This is a genomic window from Bacillus sp. FSL M8-0071 (genome assembly GCF_037975455.1).
Lineage (GTDB): Bacteria > Bacillota > Bacilli > Bacillales > Bacillaceae > Bacillus > Bacillus subtilis.
Window position 1 is genome coordinate 1,136,911 of the sequence record NZ_CP150256.1, and the last position, 18,640, is coordinate 1,155,550.

Consider the following 18,640-nt stretch of genomic DNA (forward strand, 5'->3'; position numbering starts at 1 on the left):
CGGATCTCGTTTTCCATATAAAAGAGAGGTGAAAGCATTTGCGGATTTTACATACGGCTGACTGGCATCTTGGAAAAACGCTTGAAGGAAGAAGCAGGCTGAGTGAACAGGCCGATGTGCTGGATGAAATAAATACGATTGTAAAGGATGAGCAGATCGATGCCATTGTAATGGCGGGGGATGCATTTGACACCGTAAACCCGCCAGCTTTAGCCGAGCAGCTGTTTTATGAAAGCCTGTCTGCGCTTAGCGACAGAGGAAAGCGCCCGATCGTCGTCATTGCCGGAAACCACGATAATCCTGACCGTTTGTCCGCCGCTTCACCGCTGACACATGAAAACGGCATTCATTTAATCGGTTATCCGACAACAGAGCCGATTCATATTGAAGTGCCTTCAGCAGGAGAGCTTTTGGCGGTGGGAGCGCTGGCGTACCCATCTGAAGCGCGGTTAAATGAAGTGCTTTCCGATACATTTGATGAAAAGCTGCTCCGCGATCATTATGATGTGAAAATCAGGCAGGCGTTTGAGCATATGACGAGCCGGTTTCGCAAAGACGCAGTGAAGGTTGCCGCAAGCCATATTTATGTCGCAGGCGGAAACCAAACGGATTCAGAGCGGCCGATTGAAGTTGGCGGCGCATATACGGTGGCTGCTGAAAGCCTGCCGGCGGATGCCGCTTACGTGGCGCTCGGCCATTTGCATCGCCCGCAAACGATCAAGCGGGCGCGGACGCTTGCACGTTATTCCGGATCTCCGCTCGCCTACAGCTTTTCTGAAGCGGGCTACGCCAAATCGGTGACAATCGTGGACGCGAAGCCGGGAGAAGAGGCGTCTTGGCATGAAGTGTTATTGTCTAGCGGCAAGCCTCTTGTGAGGTGGAAAGCGGCAAATGGCTTGAGCGAGGTGTACAGCTGGCTGGATGAAGGCAGGGATGAGAATGCCTGGATTGACCTTGAAATCCGTGTGACGGACCAGCTGTCACTTGAAGAAATTCATAGGCTGCGGAAGGCGCACCCGGGCTTTATCCATATCAGGCCGGTTTTTGAAGAACAAAACAAAGAGCGGGAGCGGGTCGAGGTGAAGCATGTGTCGATCGAAGACCGCTTTAAGAAATTTTATGAAAAACAAACTGGCGGCGCGGTGCCGGATGAAGAAATGGTGAAGCTGTTTTTAGAGCTTGCATCAGGTGTTGAAGAGGAGGATGCGAAATGAAGCCGATCGCCTTATCGATAAAGGGGCTCCACAGCTTTAGAGAGGAGCAGACGATTGATTTCGAAGGCCTTTCCGGCGCCGGTGTTTTCGGCATTTTCGGCCCGACAGGAAGCGGTAAATCCTCTATTCTCGACGCAATGACGCTTGCTTTATACGGAAAGGTGGAGCGGGCGGCGAACAATACACACGGAATTTTAAACCATGCGGAAGATACGCTGTCTGTTTCCTTTACCTTTGCGCTTCAGACAAACCATCAAATCTCTTACAAAGTCGAGCGCGTGTTTAAAAGAACGGATGAAATGAAGGTGAAAACGGCACTTTGCCGCTTCATTGAGATTAAGGATGAGCATACAGTGCTGGCCGATAAAGCCAGCGAAGTCAATAAAAGAGTCGAGGAGCTCTTGGGGCTGACGATTGACGATTTTACGAGAGCGGTGGTCCTGCCGCAAGGGAAATTTGCTGAATTTTTGTCTTTAAAAGGAGCGGAGCGCAGGCATATGCTCCAGCGCTTATTTCATTTGGAGCAGTATGGAGACCGGCTCGTGAAAAAACTAAGACGGCAGGCACAGGAAGCCAATGCGAGAAAAAACGAAATGCTTGCTGAACAGTCCGGTCTTGGGGAAGCGAGTTCAGAAGCGGTTGAGCAGGCAGAACAGGCTCTCGAACAAGCTGAATCCCGGCTGGAAGCGATGAAGAAGAATCGGGATCAGGCAAAAGAGCGGTTTACTGAACATCAGGAGATTTGGAATGTTCAAAAGGAAAAAGCCGTATATGAAGAAGAGAAAAAACGTCTCGAAGAGGAACAGCCGCATATAGACAGCATGCAAAAACGCCTGCTGGAAGCAGAAACAGCAGCAGCCCTTAAACCCTATGCGGACCGGTACGCAGAAGCGATCCAGCATGAGGAGCAAGCTGAAAAGGAACAAACGCTAGCCCAAAAGGATTTAGCAGACCGGACAGCTTTCTTTCAGCAAAAACATGAAGAGTATGAAGCGTGGCGCCAGCATAAAAGCGAGAAAGAGCCTGAGCTTTTAACAGAGCAGGAACAGCTTTCACGCTTGCAGGAAATCGAAATCAAACTGAGTGAGGCCAAGCAAGAGGAAGAGCGCAAAAAGGCTGACCTCCGGCAGAAAGAAGCGGCTCTTCAATCTGTCATGAATGAATTAGAGGCCGTAACAGACCGCCTGACACGAGGGCAAAACAGACAGACAGAATTGAAACAGCAGCTCAAATCCCTGCAGGTGACATCCGATGAGCGAAAAAGCTGCCAGCAGGCCGCAGAAATGGCATTGCGCATCAGACAAACCGAGGAGCAAATCAAAAAAGAGAAAAAACGAAGTGACGAATTGAACCTCGTGCTTCAGAAGATAAATGAAGAGAAGAATACACTCGTTCAAAAGACGGAAGCAGAAGAAAACAACATCATTCAGGCATATGAGGCAGTTCAAACTGTGTACCATTTGGTGTGCGAAACGGAACGCTCATTAACACGTATGACGGAAGAGGCTAGAAAGAGTCAACACACGCTTCATTTACAGCGTGAAAAAGCAAGGGTGGCACTGCTGACAAAAGAGTTAGCCCAAAAGCTGACTGCCGGAAAGCCTTGCCCGGTATGCGGTTCAACCGATCATGATCCATCTGCCTCAGTACATGAAACATATGAAGCCGACAGCCATCTTGAAGAGGACATCAAACGGACAGATGTGTTATTGACGGAAGCTGCAGTTCTCAGCCAGGAGATTCTTTCAGCCAAAATTACGCTTGAAGAACAGTCCGCGCGCTTTATTGAACAGTGTCCGTTTTTGCAGACAATTCAAGCACAGAACCTTGAAGCGGCAGCTTCCTTCGAACATCAGCCGGTGTTTGAAGCATTTGAAACTGCCAAATTCGAATGGAAACGAATCAAGCAGGACATTCTTTCTGTTAAGACACGAATGGCACAAATGATCGGCGCCTATCAGGAATCTTTAAAAAAGGCCGAGCAGCTTAATGAAAAAATCGGTTTTGAAAAAAGAGAAGCTGACCGTATTGAAAGCATCATCAGCGAGCTTCAATCCTCAATGGACAGCAGTCTGAACATGTTTAAAGAAGCATTTCAGAATCAATCTGTGGACGAAGCAGAAAAATGGCAGCAAGCCATTGAAGAAAAGGACCGGGCTGCAGAAGAATGTGAAAAACGAATTGAGAAGAGTATCGCGTTTCTTGCTGAGCATGAAGCACAAAAGGAAAAACTGCGGGAATCTGGACACCGGCTTGAACGGGAAAAGCTGGAGCTTCATTATGCGGCTGAACGCATCAAGAGCGTGATAGCTGATTATGAGCACGAACTCGGAGATTATGCAAAAGGAGATTCGATTCAAATCAAACTCCGCTCTGTCCAGCAGGATCTAAAGCTGTTAAAGGAAAAAGAACAATCTTTATATGAAGAACTGCAAAGCGCCCAAATGAAGCTCAACCAGGCGAAAAGCCGCGCTTCGGCAAGCGAGCTCACTCTTCAAGAGGCGAAGGGCAGATTCGAAAAAGCAAAAGCTGCTTGGCTTGAGCATACAAAAAACACCTCCATTACCCGGACTGAGGAGGTTGAACAAAGTCTCATCCCAGCCGATGAACTTGAAAAGATGAAAACCGGCATAGACCAGTTTATGGATAAACTGAAGCAAAATGCTGCAAACTTAAAACGAGTAGCAGAGATACTTGCCGGCAGAGCATTATCAGAGAGCGAATGGAACGAAACCGTTGCAGCATTACAAGAAGCTGAGGACGCATTTGGCGCTGCTATTGAGGAAAAAGGCGCGGCAGCAAAAGCACTGGCTGTCATTCGCGACCATCATAAACGGTTTAATGAAATTGAAGCTGAACTGAAAAAATGGCAGACGCATATCGACAGGCTGGACAAGCTGCAAGCTGTGTTTAAAGGCAATACCTTCGTCGAATTTTTAGCTGAGGAGCAGCTTGAAAGCGTTGCGAGGGACGCTTCAGCAAGACTCAGTATGCTGACAAGACAGCGCTATGCCATCGAAGTAGACTCAGAAGGCGGCTTCGTGATGCGGGATGACGCGAATGGAGGCGTACGACGCCCGGTTTCCAGTTTGTCTGGAGGAGAGACCTTCCTCACCTCGCTTTCACTTGCTCTTGCGCTGTCTGCGCAGATTCAGCTTCGGGGGGAATACCCGCTGCAGTTCTTTTTCTTAGATGAAGGCTTCGGCACACTGGATCAAGATCTGCTTGATACGGTTGTAACGGCCTTGGAAAAACTTCAGTCAGACAATCTGGCTGTCGGTGTCATCAGCCATGTGCAGGAACTGCGTGCACGGCTTCCGAAAAAGCTGATCGTCCATCCGGCTGAACCGAGCGGCCGCGGTACGCGGGTATCACTTGAGTTGATGTAAGGGAGGAGCGGATATGGCAAAGCAGACTGCCGGAATATGTGAGCTGTGTGGCCGGAGCAATGTCCAGCTGACAGAGCATCATCTCACACCGAAAGAGGAAGGCGGAACGTTTTTGCCGACAGCGATGCTCTGTATTCCTTGCCATAAACAGATTCATGCCTTATATACCAATCAAGAGCTCGCCGTACGTTTAAACGGAATGGCTGAACTCAGAAGCGATCCAGAGCTTGCCCGGTTTGTCAAATGGATCAGAAAACAGCCGCCTGAGAAGCTGATCAAAACAAAGAAATCAAATGAACGAAAAAAGAAAAAATGACTAAAAAGCAGCCCTCTCTTTGCAGAGCGGCTGCTTTTATCCGTTTCCAACCATATCCTGATCGTTGACATCGGGGTCTATATAATTTGTCGCGTTGACTGCGTTATTTAATAGAAGGAAATCTCCCGTGTTTCCTGCTCCCGAACCGAGCGCAGATTTTGAAGAGCTTTTCGGAGAAAGGTAAAAGGAATCACCAAAGTTTACGACTCCGCCCGATATGGAATTGATAGCTATAGGCCCGACAATTGCTGGCATAAACGACACCCTTTATCGAAGTCTCTGTTTATTATATGTTCTTGGCGGGCGATTGTGAGCGGGGAGACTGAATCTGTCTGATATGTTTGAGTCTCGCATCACCGCGAATAAGCGAAGCTGATCCGGCATGTAAAACAGAAGAGGCTGAGACCCCTTGAATTTTGATGCTGCGAACATAAATAGCCGGCACCTCGTGGCAAAAAGCGCTTTGTACACCTGTTTCGGGGAGCGGCTTCACGGCCTGCTGCTGAAAGATCTGATACTCCTTTTTGTTAAATGAGCCTTCATTATGGTAAAACGTGGACAGAGAACGCTGCACAGCAAATACTTTTACACTCATATCGATTTCATTTGTGTCGCCAACTTGAAACACACTTGCGATCCCGAGGGAATTAAACTTAACTAGTCTGATGCGCGATATGCGTTTAAGCATTATTCTGGCGCAAGCGGAGCAAACGGCCCAATAATAAGAGATTCAGGCGGTGTATCAAAAATAGAAGACAGGTAAATGGATTCAGTGTCTCCGATGTGGAAAACGGAGGAACTGGACACACCGTTCATCCGGATGTCCCCGACTTCCAAGCTGCGGTTGATGACTGTAAAGATCATGCTTGCTCATCTCCTTTCATTTCTGATGGAATATGCTCCAGAAAGTGTTCTACAGCGCGGATGACATCACGCTTCACATGCTCAGCGATATGTTCTGCATATTGTGCAGGCGGTGTATGTTCTTCTTTTTTGATATGGGACATATAATAATGGATTCGGCTGTCCATTTGTTTTCTGATGTCTTCAATAACATGATGTCTGTTTGTATCGTCAAGTCTGCTGTCATATTGGTTTTCAAGCTGTTCCAAAATATCTGGGATTTCCTCGGTTAAGTACATGTCGACATTCTGGCGGATCTGCTGCATGAGCTGAGCGCTCTCTTCCTGCTGCATCATCCCGATTTGCGGTGTCGACTGGCTGACTTCAAAGTTTTGGACGCTGTTCGGGTCAGTCGGATTTAAACCGATGTTCAAAGTCCCGTCGAGCCTTTCGATTTTCAGCTGATCAAATTTATACTCCACACGCTCAATGGTAGTGGCCGGCCGCTGTTTCATCGTATTCATTTCAGTTTGAATCTCTTTCAGCTGACGTTCGAGCTGCTGAATGTGAATCGCCTGCTGCTGAACGAAGGAATTCAAGTTTTGCAGGTAAGAGGAAACAGATTGATCATACATGTTCTTCACCTCTTTCATATGATTAACGGCCAGGAGGCTGGAGCGGGACCAATGAACCTGTGTCGGGCTCCTGCAGCTGGAGCGGTTGCCCTGAGCCAGAAACTTCTGGTGCCGGTTCTACATAGCTTCCTGTATTATACAAATTTGACAGTGACTTGATTGATCCGGCGCTCCCGATTTGCAGAATGGAGGAGTTGCTGATTGATTCCAGCCGGAGATAGTTGATTTGAATGGTTTGATTAATATAGAAGTTCATGAGCCTCACTCCTTTTACGCATTGGCCACGATCGGCTGATCAACCGCATCATTGTCATACACATTCGTCGCGTTTTGATAATTCATCACCTTGAGGCTGTCGCCGGTATTAAAGCTGCCAGCACCGGCAAACGTTCTGACCTGAGCCTGAGGAGAAATCGTAATGCAGTCCCCGATGTGAACGACTCCGCTCGTACCAATCGCATTAATTTTAAACGCTCCGACAATGGCCGGCATACGAGCACATCCTTTGTTGAAAAATTGAAAAAAGACAGGTAAAGTGAAATGACAATTCTGATTTCAATTGGGCTATTCACGATAGCTTATGACAAACGCACATATGTGTGAGAGAAATTTAAAGGGGACATATCGGCTCTTGATGAAAGCGTTTTATTTTTTCGGGCCGTTATGTTTAAACATGGCAAAAGAGGATGTTGGGTATAAATTGAGCGGAAATGCGGCGAAGGATGCCGCTATCCGCCTATGGTGATTTTTGTTTATTTCTTTGGTGTTTTTGCGTGTAGAATGCTTTTTGGAGTATGTCGTGCTGCGGTATTCGATTTTTGGGCGGGCACATTCTCGCCCTGAGGTATATCCCAGAAGTGCTGAGCAAAAAGCGGAGTTACATGTGGTGTATTCTAATTGTTATAGAAAATGATTTACATACGGGAGTTTTCAAGATATCTCCCAAAAATCATTTCTTCTTTAATCCGGGTATTCAGCAGGATATCCAGCTCTTGGCTGCATTGAATCGTTTCTTTTGAATTCATGCCGTATTTTTGTGCGGTTTCAATTAGTGTGATCCTCATTTCTTCAATTTTACTGTTCATTACGCTATCTCCAATTCTAGATTTTATTTTGATATAAATACAGGATATCGTTAGTATAACCTATTTTGGCTCAAAAGGTTGCCTTTCGTCAATTTGACTAAAAAAGCGACAATTTTTGCTGCGGCCTTTTTTAATGGAGAAAGGACTAAAGTCTTGCTAAGTGTGTTTGCAAAAAGTCCTGCCGTTCCTCAATTTCTCTAAGTATGTTTGTCTGCTCCTTTTCGATCTGAAAGGGGCTTTTTTTGATAAAAGGATCATCAGCAGCACTTTGACAAATGTCAAGGTGCCATTCGTTGATGAGAGGAGATAATCGTTCAATAGTAAACGACCGCTTCAGCACGTTTTTCATTAATGTGTGATATTGCGACCGGAAGGCGGGAATGGATAGAAGCCTTGACGAAAGCGTCTTTCCTTTTGTCAGAAGCGGGTCTTCGTCATACCATTCTTGTACGGCAAGCGATCTTGTCTCCATCGGGGAAACGTAAAGCCGACCGGATTCGTTTAAACAAAATGTGTAGTAAAAGCCTTGATTGGTGCAGGCGTTGCCGATCAGCCACAAAAAAAACAGCTTGACATCCAGATACAATTTAATCCTTTCAGCCAATTCGTCATCTCCGGCTGTGCGGATCAGTATGAAAAATTCATGTAAGAATGCCGAGGAATCATTGTTAAAAAGGGACAACGGAACCCTTGGATCGGCCGTCTTCACTCCGTAACTCCTTTTACCGGCTGGCTGATGGTTCTTGATGTTCAAATAAATGCCTTCAGGCTGGCCATTGATGGTCAGAAAGCTGTACGAGGCAACGGGAGCAGGTACGCCGATCTGGTCAAAAAAACAATAGGCGAGTCTGCGCCGCATCAGGGACGGATCATCCTGTTCTGCATTCAAAAAAAGTGTCCTTTCACCAAGCAGAGACTGTTCCCAGCTGATTTCATAGGATGCCTTTTCCGCTCTGTCACGCTGTGTGAGAAGAATGGGAGAAACAGATCGATCTGTTACGAAAAGCCCCTTGGCAGTACCTTTCCTTTTCAGCTGCTCCCGGTGAAAAAATAAATGCACGCGCTCCATATTCTTTCCTCCTTCTCAAAACGACATTTGTATGATATGTAGAGCAAGCCCGTCCTGAAACGAAATGAAAACGGAAAGGAGAAAAAGGGATTTCAGCATTCGACAGAGAATACATGAAGGAGCATTCTGATTTAAAAGATGATGGAGGAATAACATGAAATTTGCGACAGGGGAACTTTACAACCGAATGTTTGTCGGCCTGATCATTGACGATGAGAAAATTATGGATTTGCAAAAGGCTGAAAAAAAACTGTTTGAACTTGAGACGATTCCGGGATCGCTGATTGAATGTATCGCAGAAGGGGATAAATTCGTTGCGCATGCAAGGCAGCTGGCCGAGTGGGCAAAGAAACCGAATGATGAGCTGGGATCATTTATGTATTCATTATCTGAGGTGAAGCTCCATGCACCCATTCCGAAGCCATCAAAAAATATCATCTGCATCGGCAAAAACTACCGGGATCACGCGATTGAAATGGGGAGCGAGGCTGATATTCCGGAGCATCCGATGGTATTTACAAAATCGCCGGTAACGGTTACGGGGCATGGTGATATCGTAAAGAGCCATGAAGAGGTTACCTCTCAGCTTGATTATGAGGGAGAACTTGCTGTCGTGATCGGAAAAAGCGGGACTCGCATTTCAAAAGAAGATGCATATGACCATGTTTTCGGATATACGATTGTGAATGATATCACGGCGCGTGATCTGCAAAAAAGGCATAAGCAGTTTTTTATCGGAAAAAGCTTGGATACGACATGTCCGATGGGGCCCGTGCTTGTACATAAATCAACGATTCAGGAGCCAGAGCGCCTCAAGGTTGAAACAAGAGTCAACGGCGAGCTGCGCCAATCCGGTTCGGCAAGCGATATGATCTTTTCCATTCCGGAATTAATTGAAACCCTCTCAAAGGGGATGACGCTTGAAGCGGGCGACATCATTGCCACCGGTACGCCGTCTGGTGTCGGCAAGGGGTTTACGCCTCCAAAATTCTTGCGGTCAGGTGACAAAATTGATATTACAATTGATCCGATCGGAACGCTGTCAAACCAAATTGGCTGAATAAAACTGGAGGGCGGACCCGGACCCGCCCGTTTTTTCTGGTAATCATCTTTGTGACAGAGGACAAGTTCATGGTACTATAAGTGGGGTAATTTATCTGATAGGGGGAACATATATGACACACCTACATATTACAACATGGGTGGTAGCGCTGATTCTGCTTTTCGTCAGCTACTCGCTGTATTCGTCAGGAAGTGCAAAGGGCGCAAAAATCACTCATATGATTCTGCGGTTATTCTATATCCTTATTATTTTGACAGGAGCTGAGCTGTTTGTCCGTTTCGCCAACTGGAACGGAGAATACGCCGGCAAAATGATTCTGGGCATTATCACCATCGGCCTGATGGAAATGCTCCTCATCCGCAAGAAAAAAGAAAAATCAACAGGAGGCCTGTGGGTCGGCTTCGTCATTGTCCTTTTGCTGACAGTGCTGCTCGGTCTGCATTTGCCAATTGGTTTTCAATTGTTTTAATAGAAAAACCTATGAACCCGGCTCTTTGATAGAGTTGGGTTTTTTTATATTTATCCCCTCATATTCCAAATCATTTAAAATAACCTTAAAATTCCCTGTAAGCGGTATCTCGTCCTATGAAATTATGATACCTTCAAGGAGATTCATTATTTTGCAGGAGGGATAACATGAAACGCAGAAAATTCAGCTCGGTTGTGGCGGCAGTGCTTATTTTTGCACTGATTTTCAGCCTTTTTTCTCCGGGAACCAAAGCTGCAGCGGCCGGCGCGATCGATCAGGCGGCTGCTCTGGAAAACGGCAAAGAGCAGACAGGCGCCATGAAGGAGCCGGAACAGGTGAAATGGTACAAAGTGACCCCGGGAGCAACGGATATTCAGAAAAACTCACATATGGCACTGACCGTAAAGAGTGATTCAGTACTGAATGTATCTGTATATCCAAGTAAGGAAAAAGCGCTTAAAGATGAGACGTTTGAGATGTACCGTTCTTTCACAGCGGAGGATGGAAAAAGCGAAGTCATTTTTCCATACGCGTGGAGCGGCCCTTACTATGTAAAAGTTGAATACCTCGGAGAAGAAGAGCCAGAGGACGGCGGAACGGCAGAAGCAGCTGCAGAAGCCAAGTATACGATTGGGTATAAAGGCACCAAAAAACAGCCGTCAGATTTAGAAGAGGAAGAAGCTTGTCCGGTTGAAATGAGTGTCGATCAGAAGAAATCAGGAAAAGGCATCCTGGATAAGCTGAGAGCGATTCGTGATGAGCAGCTGAGCCAAACAGCAGAAGGCAAAGAACTGACAAGCCTTTATTACAAAGCAGCACCGTTTATCGTTGCAAAACTCGCACTAAATAAAACAGCAAGAAATGAAATCTATCAGGATCTTGTGACATTAAAGCCGTTATTTGACGATGTGTCAGAAAACGGAGCATCATCTTCGTATAAGGTCAATGAAAAGGATCAAAAAGCGATCAACCGGCTATATGATAAAGCTTTACAATCAGTCCCGTCATTCCTTAAAGAGGAGATAAAGAAACAAGCGGACCGACTAAATATGAAGCAGCTGCAAGGCAAAACAGCCGGAACCATTTTAACAGAAAACAATATTGCAGCAAAAAGTGAAGTTCAGACAACAAAGGTTATTTTCAAGGTGAAGGACAATAAAAGCCTCTCATCCGTACATAATGAAATGAAGGGCTTTTCTGCAAGCGCGCAATCGAAAAAAGACATATCCAATGTGAAAAAGGCAAAGAAACTGTTTGACAATCTGTATTCATTTGAACTTCCGAAAGATGAGAAACAGAACGGCGCATATACGGCAAGCGCCAAAAGGGTCAAAAGCGCTGCTGCGACACTATCCAAGATGTCCAATGTAGAGTTTGCGGAACCCGTGCAGGAATACACAAGCCTGGCAAACGACATTCAGTACCCTTATCAATGGCCGCTTAAAAACAACGGTGAAAACGGGGGTGTCAAAAATGCGGATGTGAAATATGAGCCTGCCAACACATTGCTGTCCAAACGCAAGCTTAACGATACACTCATTGCAGTAGTAGACACAGGCGTAGACAGCACGCTTGCTGATTTAAAAGGAAAAGTAAGAACAGATCTCGGACACAATTTTGTCGGACGGAATAACAATGCAATGGATGATCAGGGGCATGGGACGCATGTCGCAGGCATTATTGCGGCCCAAAGCGATAACGGCTATTCAATGACTGGATTGAATGCCAAAGCAAAAATCATCCCGGTAAAAGTGCTTGATTCCGCAGGTTCCGGAGATACTGAACAAATTGCTCTCGGCATCAAATATGCTGCTGACAAAGGAGCAAAGGTGATTAATTTAAGTTTAGGCGGAGGCTACAGCCGCGTGCTTGAATTTGCTTTGAAGTACGCAGCTGACAAAAATGTCTTGATTGCCGCAGCCAGCGGGAATGATGGAGAAAATGCCTTATCTTATCCTGCATCTTCTAAATATGTGATGTCAGTCGGCGCAACGAATCGCATGGATATGACCGCTGATTTCTCTAACTATGGAAAAGGTCTGGACATCTCTGCTCCAGGGTCTGATATCCCGAGCTTAGTGCCGAACGGAAATGTCACGTACATGAGCGGAACGTCTATGGCGACGCCATATGCTGCCGCCGCTGCGGGACTGCTGTTTGCTCAAAATCCTAAGCTGAAAAGAACAGAAGTTGAGGATATGTTGAAAAAGACGGCAGATGACATTTCCTTTGAAAGTGTCGATGGCGGAGAAGAAGAGTTGTATGACGATTATGGCGATCCGATTGAAATTCCGAAGACACCTGGTGTAGACTGGCATTCAGGCTACGGGCGGCTGAATGTCATGAAGGCTGTCAGCGCAGCTGATTTACAGCTTAAGGTCAACAAGCTGGAAAGCACTCAAACAGCTGTCAGAGGAAACGCGAAGGAAGGCACACTTATCGAGGTGATGAACGGCAAAAAGAAACTCGGCAGCGCCAAAGCCGGAAAAGACAATGCGTTCAAGGTCAATATCGCGACTCAAAAAGAGGATCAAGTACTGTATGTGAAAGCAACAAAAGGCGATGCGAAAACATCGTATAAAGTTGTCGTCGTCAAAGGAAAACCTTCCGGCACACCGAAAGTAAACGCTGTGAAAACGAAGGATACGGCAGTAAAAGGGAAGGCAAACAGCAAAGCGATGATCAGAGTGAAAAACAAATCAAAGAAAGTCATTGCTTCTGCCAAAGCTAACGCAAAAGGAACGTTTTCGGTGAAAATCAAAAAACAAAAAGCCGGAACGGTGCTGTACGTCACGGCTGCGGATACAGATAAAAAAGAAAGCAAGGAAGCAAAAGTTGTTGTTGAAAAGTAACTAAAAAGCGGTGCTCGATGCACCGCTTTTTTATTTGCGCCCCCGTTGGACTGCTGAATACATAATGGATCGCTTTCCGTTTGAAGCCGTCCATTCAAAACGGTCTCCTGTCCCTTCGCTGCTGTAGTGATGCTGCATCGCGCATTGTGCGGTGTCATTTGAAAAGTGATAAAAGGACACACCCTGCCCCGCCGAAGTATTCGAAAAGACTCCTTTATTATAAGAAAAGACGCAATCGAATACCGATAAGCCGAAGCTGTGCAAGTGCTGCAGAAATGCGAGAAAGGTTTCGTCGTCAAGCGAATCCAAAAGCGCCATGAGAGGCCGCTTGACTGATTTCTCATAGCGGATGCGTTCTCCGCCGGAAAGGGAGATGTTTTCTGCACCGCATGCCAAAACCAACTTGTCCTGAAAGCCGGCTTGCTCCCACTTTCCTTTATGATGTATCCAGATTGGGCTGTGTTGGAGACTGTCCGCCAGCAGTATATCGCCTTCACCGTTTTCGATTAAGCAGATGCCGTCTTCAATGAGGATGGTGCCGTATTCCCACTTTCGTTCCTCTGTATATAACAATTGTTTCCGTTTCATCCATGCTGTCTCCTTTTTCTTCATTCCTCTCTTTTCTTTCCAATTCAAGCCTGTCCCATACAACTCTTTTATGGACAAATCAACTATCTGCCTATAGATGCATAAACTTACTAAGGTGCTGAAAGAAACGAAATTGTTACGAAAGAAACGGGATTGGAGCTGATGTCACATGTGTGGAATTACGGGTTGGGTCGATTTTAAAAAGCAGCTCGTCCAGGAAAAACAAACGATGGACAGAATGACAGACACTCTTTCCAAACGAGGGCCTGATGATTCAAACGTTTGGGGGGAGCACCATGTTTTATTCGGACATAAAAGACTTGCGGTTGTTGATATTGAAGGCGGACGCCAGCCGATGGCGTGTACCTATAAAGGGGATACGTACACCATTATTTACAATGGCGAGCTTTATAACACGGAAGATTTGCGCAAAGAATTGCGGGCGCGGGGCCATCATTTCGAGCGTACGTCAGATACCGAGGTGCTTCTGCACAGCTACATCGAATGGCAGGAAGACTGTGTCGACCATCTCAATGGCATATTCGCTTTCGCTGTGTGGGATGAAAAGCGAAATTTGTTGTTTGCCGCGAGAGACCGTCTCGGCGTAAAGCCGTTTTTTTACACGAAGGAAGGCTCTTCATTTCTCTTCGGTTCGGAAATCAAAGCAATCCTCGCGCACCCTGATATAAAAGCGAGAGTGGACAGAACGGGACTTTCTGAAATTTTCGGTCTTGGACCGTCCAGAACCCCGGGCACTGGCATATTTAAAGGCATAAAAGAAATCCGCCCGGCTCACGCGCTGACATTTTCCAAAGACGGACTTAATATTTGGCGTTATTGGAATGTTGAAAGCGAAAAACATACGGACAGTTTTGATGACACGGTTGCCAATGTCAGATCGTTATTTCAGGACGCGGTGACGCGGCAGCTTGTGTCGGATGTGCCGGTTTGCACATTCCTATCAGGCGGTCTGGACTCAAGCGCAATTACAGCGATTGCGGCGGGCCATTTTGAAAAGGAAGGAAAAGCACCGCTTCATACTTATTCGATTGATTACGAAGAGAACGATAAATTTTTTCAAGCAAGCGCTTTTCAGCCGAATGATGACGGACCATGGATTGAAAAAATGACAGAGGCTTTCGGCACAACGCACCACAAATGCGTCATCAGCCAAAAAGATCTCGTTGATCATTTGGAGGAAGCTGTACTGGTCAAAGACTTGCCGGGAATGGCGGATGTCGACTCATCCCTGCTGTGGTTTTGCCGGGAAATCAAAAAGGACTTTGTCGTCAGCCTATCGGGAGAGTGCGCGGATGAGATTTTCGGCGGGTACCCGTGGTTCCATACGGCAGATGTTGAGTCTGGCTTTCCATGGATGAGATCAACGGAGGAGCGGATCAAGCTGCTTTCTGACTCATGGCAGAAAAAATTGAATCTGAAAGAATACGTAAATGCCAAATATGAAGAAACCTTGGCAGAAACGCCATTATTAGACGGAGAAACGGGTGTGGATAAAGCAAGAAGACAGCTGTTCTATTTAAATATGCTTTGGTTTATGACGAACCTTTTGGATCGGAAGGATCGCATGAGCATGGGGGCGAGCCTGGAAGTGCGGGTGCCGTTCGCCGATCACCGGCTTGTGGAATATGTTTGGAATATTCCGTGGGAAATGAAAATGCATGATAATCGGGAAAAAGGCATTTTACGCAAAGCGCTTGAAGGTATTTTGCCTGATGACATTCTGTATCGCAAAAAAAGCCCGTATCCGAAAACACACCATCCGGAATATACAAAAGGCGTCAGCGAATGGCTGAAAACGATCAGAAGCCAAAAGGACTCAGTGCTCCATACCTTGCTGGACAGAAAACAATTAGATCAGCTTTTAGAAACGGAAGGCTCCTCCTTCAAGGTGCCGTGGTTCGGGCAGCTCATGAAGGGGCCTCAGCTGATCGCCCATCTTGCTCAAATTCATACATGGTTTGAAGCGTATCGCATTGATATTGACGAGAGGTAGGTTCAATGCAAATGTGATTAAAAGCCAGAGATGTATAGATTTAAATAAGAAGGATAGATGAGCAGGGAAATATATGCTCTATCTATCCTTTTTTGTACAACAGCACTATCGAATTGCCCCCGCATTCCTTCAATAAGAATGAATAGGTTTTAATGTTCTGCCGATAAAACTAGCTGATACCGGGCTTAACTTTAATTCCCTAGCCCATACAGAAAGTTGACCAATATGGTGAATTTCGTGAGCGATGATATGGTGTAATATTTCATCTCGCGTATATAAAACACTTGTCTCCCAAGGAACGCTTACAAGTTCATCTTTTATTTGATCTGAATGTGTTTGTAAAACATCAATTATTTCAGTTCGGAATGTATTTGAGAGAGATTTCACTTTATTGAGTGTTTGATAATCAGCGAACTGAACAGCGATATCTTCTTTTCCTTGGATAGCACGAATCCAACTATATTCCACATCAATAATATGAAAAAGGGTATATAAAATATTCTCTACTCCGCCAAGACGGTTTTTAAGTAATTCTTCAGTGGTTAGTTGATGACACCAAGTAAACCATTGATCTCTAACCTGCCAGTTATATTCAAAAAATTTTATCACTGAACTCACTCCAATACTATCATGTATCATAACAATTAGCCCTTTTTTCCGTGATTCCTCTATTATTGAAGTGATGATTGAGAAATGTTTACATTCTACCTGTTGTATGGCATTAAAAATAATAATGCATATCTCGTCGATGATGCTGTGCGTCTTGTTACTTTTACAAAGTAAGAATCGTCATTTTCTTCATATACAATTAGGAAAAAACATACTAGACTTGAAGAAGCAGTGATACATAGGAGTGAGAAAATGAAAGAGATAAAAGAAGCTTACCAGCAATGCGGACAGATTGTTGGCGAATACGCGCCAGCCTGTTTCAAAGCATTATCATATCTCCCGCTAAAGCAAAGACAAGCCTCTTGGGCAGTATTGTCGTTTTGCCACACGGCGGCCAGTGCAGACGAAAAGGTATTGCCCGCATTTGAAGCTAAAGCTGATCATGTTTACCAAAGGACAAATAACGGTAAACAACATCTATGGAAGGCTTTTGATCATGCGTATCGGACCTTTACATTGGAAAGCGAACCTTTTCGGGAGTTTATTGCCGCACAAAAAGAAGACGCCAAGCCGTATGATGACCTTGATGAACTGCTCATGTACGCATATCGGACGGGCGGTGCTGCCGGATTGATGCTGCTGCCGATACTGACACGCCGAAAACAAGATCAGCTCAAACAAGCAGCCGTCTCTCTCGGCTTGGCCATACAGCTGGTTCGCTTCTTAAGTGATCTTGGCACAGATCAGCAAAAAAACCGCATTCCCCGTCAGGTAATGCAGCAATTCGGCTATACAGAGGCTGATCTCCAAAAAGGCACCGTAAATAAAGCGTTCACAATGACGTGGGAGTATATCGCTTTTGAAGCAGAAGCCTACCTTGAAGAGTGTCAGGATGCCTTGCCGCTATTTCCGCAGTATTCTCAAAAAACGGTGAAAGCCGCTCTTCATTTGCACCGGGCTGTTTTAGAAAAAATCCGGGCGAAGCAGCACGATGTATTTCAATATCACTTCGCTCTCACAGAGACCGAAGTGAAGCAGATTCTGTCTGATATCTAAAAAACACCCGGCCTTGATTGAGCCGGGTGTTACGCCATACCTTTTTGAATCCAGATACGTGAGCGCCATCTTCTGTACATTAAGATTCCCCGGACCCATTCATCCGCGATAAAAGAAATCCAAATGCCGGCAAGACCGAAACCGAGGTGGATGCCGAAAAGATAAGCAAGCGGGAGGCCGATGCCCCACATTGAAATCATTGCCATGTAAACCGGGAATTTCGCATCCCCCGCAGCCCGCAGAGAGTTAATGATAATGACATTAAACGAGCGGCCTGGTTCAAGAATAATGGTCATGGCAATCAATAGGCTTGCAGTTGCTATAATGTCAGGGCTTTGTGTGAAGAGTCCGATCAGGTCTTTTGAAAAGATCGTCATCAAAACAGAGGTAGCCGCAGCAATTCCGAGTGCCCAATATAAGCTCTTCATGCAGCGCTCATAAGCGGCATCAAATTGTTTGCCGCCGATATAACGGCCGATTAAGATTTGTGTACCCTGGCTGATCGCAGTGCCGAACAGCAAAATAAACATCGTAATATTTTGCGTATACACTTTTGTTGTCAACGCCTGCGCGCCCATGATGGCGATAAAATACGTGACAATCATTTGCGAAAGGTTGTATGAAAGCTGCTCTCCCGCAGAAGGAATGCCGATTTTCAGCAGCTTGCGCAAATGCTCTTTATGCATATGAAAGACTTTTTTCAGCGACATCTTCAGCTGGATGCGTTTGTTGACAATCACAATCATCGCGATTAATCCGATGACGCGGGCGATAGATGTGGACATGGCCACACCGGCAACGCCGAGAACAGGAAAGCCGAACAAACCGAAAATCACAACAAAGTTTCCGGCAATGTTTAAAATGTTCATGCCGATAGTGACAAACATTGTATCTTTTGTGTAGCCGTAGCTTTTTAAGATCGCGCTGAATGTCATGATTAAAGCCTGAATAAAGGACAGACCTCCGACAATTTGTAAAAAGACTTTCGCATCAGGCATCAGTGCGTTTGATAATCCCATCATATGAAGCAGAGGGACAGCCGCGAAAAAGACGACGGCGCTGATGGCCAGGCTGATGAAGAAGTTGGCGCCGATTGACACATAAGCGACTTCCATGGCTTCTTTCTTTTGCCGTGAGCCTAGAAATTGCGAAATGATAACGGTCGTTCCTGTTGCGATAAAGCTGAACATCACGATAATTAAATTTAAAATCTGGTTGCTGACGCCGACTGCTGCCACGCTGTTATCCGAGTATTGGCTGAGCATCAGTGTATCGGCATTACCCATAAACATATATAATGAGACCTCAATAAAGATCGGCCAAGTAAGCGAAAATAATGAGAACGTTTTGTCAGCGGGTTTTTTCAAAGCAGTTGATTTGAAGACAGCTTGTTTCATCGTGTCTAACCCCTTTCGTAAATAAAATCAACGTTTTAAAG

Annotated in this window: 19 protein-coding genes; 8 read left to right on the top strand and 11 right to left on the bottom strand. The window is 45.7% G+C overall.

Annotation, left to right across the window (positions count from 1 at the left end):
• The first annotated feature begins 38 nt into the window (after positions 1-38).
• The 3 genes from sbcD to hlpB are packed head-to-tail and all read left to right on the top strand — an operon-like array spanning position 39 to position 4,919.
• Positions 39-1,214, top strand: a complete 1,176-nt coding sequence (sbcD, locus tag MKX71_RS05800; protein WP_339231843.1) for an exonuclease subunit SbcD — start codon at positions 39-41, stop codon at positions 1,212-1,214.
• The gene (sbcC, locus tag MKX71_RS05805; protein WP_339231844.1) at positions 1,211-4,603 is read left to right on the top strand and encodes an exonuclease subunit SbcC; all 3,393 of its coding nucleotides are present in this window, start codon (positions 1,211-1,213) and stop codon (positions 4,601-4,603) included. The genes sbcD and sbcC overlap by 4 nt, the downstream gene beginning before the upstream one ends.
• 13 nt (positions 4,604-4,616) lie before the next feature.
• Complete coding sequence (gene hlpB, locus MKX71_RS05810) at positions 4,617-4,919, top strand: HNH nuclease-like protein HlpB (RefSeq protein ID WP_015252406.1); 303 nt, start codon at positions 4,617-4,619, stop codon at positions 4,917-4,919.
• 36 nt (positions 4,920-4,955) lie between these two features.
• Here the strand turns inward: hlpB and MKX71_RS05815 are convergent, their stop codons facing one another.
• The 8 genes from MKX71_RS05815 to MKX71_RS05850 all read right to left on the bottom strand — a co-directional run bounded on the left by MKX71_RS05815 (position 4,956) and on the right by MKX71_RS05850 (position 8,551).
• A complete protein-coding gene (locus MKX71_RS05815; RefSeq protein ID WP_003233096.1) occupies positions 4,956-5,174 on the bottom strand; it encodes a spore germination protein in 219 nt (72 codons plus the stop codon).
• A gap of 31 nt (positions 5,175-5,205) precedes the next feature.
• Positions 5,206-5,607: a spore germination protein GerPE gene (locus tag MKX71_RS05820; RefSeq protein ID WP_010886467.1), complete on the bottom strand. Its 402-nt coding sequence runs from the start codon at positions 5,605-5,607 to the stop codon at positions 5,206-5,208.
• On the bottom strand, positions 5,607-5,783 hold the full coding sequence (gene gerPD, locus MKX71_RS05825) for a spore germination protein GerPD (RefSeq protein WP_003233093.1): 177 nt from the start codon (positions 5,781-5,783) through the stop codon (positions 5,607-5,609). The genes MKX71_RS05820 and gerPD overlap by 1 nt, the downstream gene beginning before the upstream one ends.
• Positions 5,780-6,397 carry a spore germination protein GerPC gene (locus MKX71_RS05830; protein ID WP_014479393.1) on the bottom strand — a complete coding sequence of 206 codons (618 nt, stop codon included), beginning with the start codon at positions 6,395-6,397 and terminating at the stop codon, positions 5,780-5,782. The genes gerPD and MKX71_RS05830 overlap by 4 nt, the downstream gene beginning before the upstream one ends.
• 22 nt (positions 6,398-6,419) lie before the next feature.
• Positions 6,420-6,653: a spore germination protein GerPB gene (gene gerPB, locus MKX71_RS05835; protein ID WP_003233090.1), complete on the bottom strand. Its 234-nt coding sequence runs from the start codon at positions 6,651-6,653 to the stop codon at positions 6,420-6,422.
• A gap of 14 nt (positions 6,654-6,667) precedes the next feature.
• Positions 6,668-6,889: a spore germination protein gene (locus MKX71_RS05840; protein ID WP_003233088.1), complete on the bottom strand. Its 222-nt coding sequence runs from the start codon at positions 6,887-6,889 to the stop codon at positions 6,668-6,670.
• A gap of 422 nt (positions 6,890-7,311) precedes the next feature.
• Positions 7,312-7,482: an aspartyl-phosphate phosphatase YisI gene (gene yisI, locus MKX71_RS05845; RefSeq protein WP_003233086.1), complete on the bottom strand. Its 171-nt coding sequence runs from the start codon at positions 7,480-7,482 to the stop codon at positions 7,312-7,314.
• Between the two features lie 145 nt (positions 7,483-7,627).
• On the bottom strand, positions 7,628-8,551 hold the full coding sequence (locus tag MKX71_RS05850; RefSeq protein WP_339231845.1) for a CotH kinase family protein: 924 nt from the start codon (positions 8,549-8,551) through the stop codon (positions 7,628-7,630).
• 154 nt (positions 8,552-8,705) lie between these two features.
• On the opposite strand from MKX71_RS05850, the gene MKX71_RS05855 reads away from it, so the two are divergent.
• The 3 genes from MKX71_RS05855 (at position 8,706) to wprA (ending at position 12,935) form a co-directional block, all read left to right on the top strand.
• Complete coding sequence (locus tag MKX71_RS05855; protein WP_003233084.1) at positions 8,706-9,611, top strand: fumarylacetoacetate hydrolase family protein; 906 nt, start codon at positions 8,706-8,708, stop codon at positions 9,609-9,611.
• A gap of 115 nt (positions 9,612-9,726) precedes the next feature.
• A complete protein-coding gene (locus MKX71_RS05860; protein WP_003244937.1) occupies positions 9,727-10,083 on the top strand; it encodes a YisL family protein in 357 nt (118 codons plus the stop codon).
• Between the two features lie 167 nt (positions 10,084-10,250).
• Positions 10,251-12,935 carry a cell wall-associated protease WprA gene (wprA, locus tag MKX71_RS05865; RefSeq protein WP_339231846.1) on the top strand — a complete coding sequence of 895 codons (2,685 nt, stop codon included), beginning with the start codon at positions 10,251-10,253 and terminating at the stop codon, positions 12,933-12,935.
• Positions 12,936-12,965: 30 nt separating this feature from the next.
• On the opposite strand, the gene MKX71_RS05870 is transcribed toward wprA, so the two are convergent.
• A complete protein-coding gene (locus MKX71_RS05870) occupies positions 12,966-13,547 on the bottom strand; it encodes a DUF2777 domain-containing protein (protein ID WP_072692655.1) in 582 nt (193 codons plus the stop codon).
• Positions 13,548-13,692: 145 nt separating this feature from the next.
• On the opposite strand from MKX71_RS05870, the gene asnB reads away from it, so the two are divergent.
• Positions 13,693-15,537: an asparagine synthase (glutamine-hydrolyzing) gene (gene asnB / locus MKX71_RS05875; RefSeq protein ID WP_339231847.1), complete on the top strand. Its 1,845-nt coding sequence runs from the start codon at positions 13,693-13,695 to the stop codon at positions 15,535-15,537.
• Positions 15,538-15,666: 129 nt separating this feature from the next.
• Here the strand turns inward: asnB and MKX71_RS05880 are convergent, their stop codons facing one another.
• Positions 15,667-16,146 carry a DinB family protein gene (locus MKX71_RS05880; RefSeq protein ID WP_080479538.1) on the bottom strand — a complete coding sequence of 160 codons (480 nt, stop codon included), beginning with the start codon at positions 16,144-16,146 and terminating at the stop codon, positions 15,667-15,669.
• A 231-nt stretch (positions 16,147-16,377) separates the two neighbouring features.
• Between MKX71_RS05880 and farP the strand changes: the two genes are divergently transcribed.
• On the top strand, positions 16,378-17,202 hold the full coding sequence (farP, locus tag MKX71_RS05885) for a farnesyl diphosphate phosphatase (protein WP_010886471.1): 825 nt from the start codon (positions 16,378-16,380) through the stop codon (positions 17,200-17,202).
• A gap of 29 nt (positions 17,203-17,231) precedes the next feature.
• Here farP and MKX71_RS05890 read toward each other — a convergent pair whose 3' ends face one another.
• Entirely contained in the window at positions 17,232-18,599 is a 1,368-nt protein-coding gene (locus MKX71_RS05890) for an MATE family efflux transporter (protein WP_128737728.1), read from the bottom strand.
• Positions 18,600-18,640: the final 41 nt, after the last annotated feature.